Raw genomic sequence first — 1,274 nt, forward strand, 5'->3', positions numbered from 1 at the left:
GTGCACGGGCGGGGGTGCGGAACGGGCGACGGACATCCCTCAAGGTTAGACGTTGGACGTTTGATGTTTCAACATTATGTGGGGAAACTCTCCCGATGCGCTGACCTTCCGACAACAAGCCGTGCGGTGCGGGGTCCTGTTAAGATTCGCGGCATAGAATCGTGCCCTGAGCAGGTCCTGGACCATGCTCTGCGGGTTGCATGCCCCATCAATGTGGAAGGACGGCACGTATGGATTCGCAGGGGGTTGAGGTCGAAAGGAAGTACGACGTCGGCGCTGATACCGAGGTGCCCGCGCTCGCGGAGCTTCCCGGGGTTGCGCGGGTGGGGGAGCCTCACGTGGACACCTTGAAGGCTGTGTATTTCGACTCCCGTACTCATGCCCTCGCGTCCCGCGGCATCACCCTTCGGCGCCGGACCGGCGGGGCCGATGCCGGCTGGCACCTGAAACTGCCGTCCGAAAGTACCGGGTCCGAAGGTACCGCGCCCGAACCCCCGGCAGGTACGGAACCCCAGCGGCGCCGCGAGCTGCACGCCCCGCTGGGCCAGGCCGCCGTCGTCCCTGACAGCCTGCTGTCCCACCTGTATGTCCATCTCCGCGGCAACGAACCCGTGCCCGTCGTCCGCCTGGAAACCCAGCGCACCACCTACCCTCTGTATGGCGAGGACGGCACCCATCTGGCCGATCTCGCCGATGACCGCGTTACCGCAGAGGCCCTGGCGCCACCCGCTGCGCGGGAGACCTCCCACGATTCAGAAGGCAGCTCCCACCCGGCGCCACCGGCCGAAGCGCGGACACAGCACTGGCGCGAGTGGGAGCTGGAGCTGGTGCACGGTAGCACTGAACTGTTCGCCCCCGCGGAAGAACTCCTGGCGGCCGCCGGGGCAGTCCCCGCGAAGCATCAGTCCAAACTGGCTAAGGCGTTGGGGGAATCCGGTACGGCCGGATCCGGCCAGGGGGCGTCTGCGGCGCCTGACGCCTCGCTGCCTGGCAAAAAGGACCCGGTCCAGGACCTCCTGAGCGCCTACCTGGGGACGCAGGTGCGCGAAATCATGGCGTGTGATCCGGGTGTGCGGCTGGAAGAGCCCGACGCGGTGCACGATATCCGCTCGGCCGCCCGGCGGGCCCGTTCGGCGCTCGGAGCCTACCGTCGGTTCTACAACGCCTTGGCCGTCAAGCACCTCGTCGCCGAACTCAAATGGCTGGGCCGGGTGCTGGGCGTGCCGCGGGACGCCGAAGTCATGCTGGACCGCCTCCGCGAGCATGCGGCCGGG

At 67.7% G+C, this 1,274-nt stretch carries 1 pseudogene; it reads left to right on the plus strand.

The window, feature by feature from the left end:
* Positions 1-308: 308 nt before the first annotated feature.
* Positions 309-1,274: pseudogene (locus tag DBR22_RS15120) on the plus strand (CYTH and CHAD domain-containing protein); the annotation flags it as partial.

The organism is Arthrobacter sp. HMWF013 (genome assembly GCF_003061105.1).
GTDB lineage: Bacteria > Actinomycetota > Actinomycetes > Actinomycetales > Micrococcaceae > Arthrobacter.